Raw genomic sequence first — 1,436 nt, 5'->3', positions numbered from 1 at the left:
GTCCGGGGGGCGGGGGGCGGGGACGGCCGGGGCCGCCGCGCCGGCCCGGCGCGCGTCCCGGAACGCCAGGGCGGCCAGGCCGATCGCGCGCAGGACGCACACCGCGACCAGCGCGAAGAACAGGCCGAACACCACGTGGAAGGTGACCAGGACGCCGTAGGCGGCCGCCGTCGCCAGACCGAACAGGACCTGGTTGCGGGGCCTGGTCGGCGTCGTCCCCGGGTCGGTGATCATGTAGTTGGTGAACAGGACGAACGCCACGCCCGTCACCGGCAGCAGCGCGCTCAGCAGGGCCGTGCCGGTCAGCGGCGCGCGCAGCACGGCCTGCAGCAGGAATCCGCCCACCCAGCCGGCGACCAGCGGCATCCTCCCGGTGAGCATCCCGTTCAGCATCGTCCCGGACGCGAGGATGACCGCCGGGACGACCCAGTCGAGCGGCCCGCCGATCCACTCGGTGAACTGGTAGGGCGGGGCGATCCCGACCCAGGGGAACATCAGCAGCACGGCGGCGATGCCGAGGTTGGACGGGTTCAGCACGTGCCGCGGGCGGCCGTTCACCCGGACGCGGACCAGGTACTTCGAGGTGATGCCGATGGCCACGGCGAAGACCACCGGCCCGAGCCGGCTGTTGGCGTAGAGCAGCATCGCGCAGGCCAGCGCCGTGATGTGCGCGGGCAGCAGGAAGTCCAGCAGGGCGCGCGGCCCGCCCGCGTACTTGACGGGCCGGCGGGTGGCCCACGCGTCCAGGGTCTCCAGGCCGAGCTCCAGCGCGTACGCCGTGGCCAGCGCGACGACCGGGGTCGCGTACGCCTGCTCGAACCCGAGGACGGCGTGCCCGAGGACGGTGAAGGCCGAGATGGAGAGCGCGAACCGGCGCAGCGCCATGACGCGCGGGTCCTTGGCGGGCCGGGCGGCGGTCGTCGCGGCGGGGACGCCGCCGGTCGTGGTGGAACTGGTCGTGGAACTCACTGTCCCGCCTCCCGGATCGACCCGTCAGAGGTCAGCAGTACGGTGTGCCAGCCCGGCGCGAGCCCGGATCGACCCGTCAGAGGTCAGCAGTACGGTGTGCCAGCCCGGCGCGAGCCGGACCTCGCCGTGGTGGAGCGCCCCGCACGCGTCCCGCCAGTCGAGCCTGACCGGCACGGTCGGCGCGCTCGCGGCGCCCGGGACGGTGCCCGGAGTGCTCGCGGGGGTCGCGGAGGTCGTGGGGGTCGTGGCGGGCACGGTGGCGCGGTCCAGGCCGAACAGGAGTTCCGGGGCGGAGACGCCCGCGTGCCCGTTGGCCGGATAGACCTGTCCCGTCCGGACGCCGGCGGCCCCCGACAGCAGCCGCGCCGACGCGCCGATGGCGGGTGTCACCGGCCCGTTCGCGCTCCCGGCCGGTCCCTGCCCCGTGCCCGGCCGCGCGCCCGGCCGCGCGCCCGGCGCCCCTCCCG

General features: G+C 75.7%; 1 protein-coding gene and 1 pseudogene. Both read right to left on the bottom strand.

Going from position 1 to position 1,436, the window contains the following annotated elements; all coding sequences use genetic code 11:
* Window positions 1-969, bottom strand: a 969-nt coding sequence (locus DZF91_RS02925; RefSeq protein ID WP_199486365.1) for an enediyne biosynthesis protein UnbU, incomplete at its 3' end; no start/stop codon positions are given.
* A 24-nt stretch (window positions 970-993) separates the two neighbouring features.
* Window positions 994-1,436, bottom strand: a pseudogene (locus DZF91_RS02920) (hypothetical protein); the annotation flags it as partial.

Origin of the sequence: Actinomadura logoneensis, assembly GCF_003428695.1 — a bacterium.
In the GTDB taxonomy this organism is placed as follows: domain Bacteria; phylum Actinomycetota; class Actinomycetes; order Streptosporangiales; family Streptosporangiaceae; genus Spirillospora; species Spirillospora logoneensis.
This window is presented reverse-complemented; position numbering and strand designations above follow the sequence as displayed.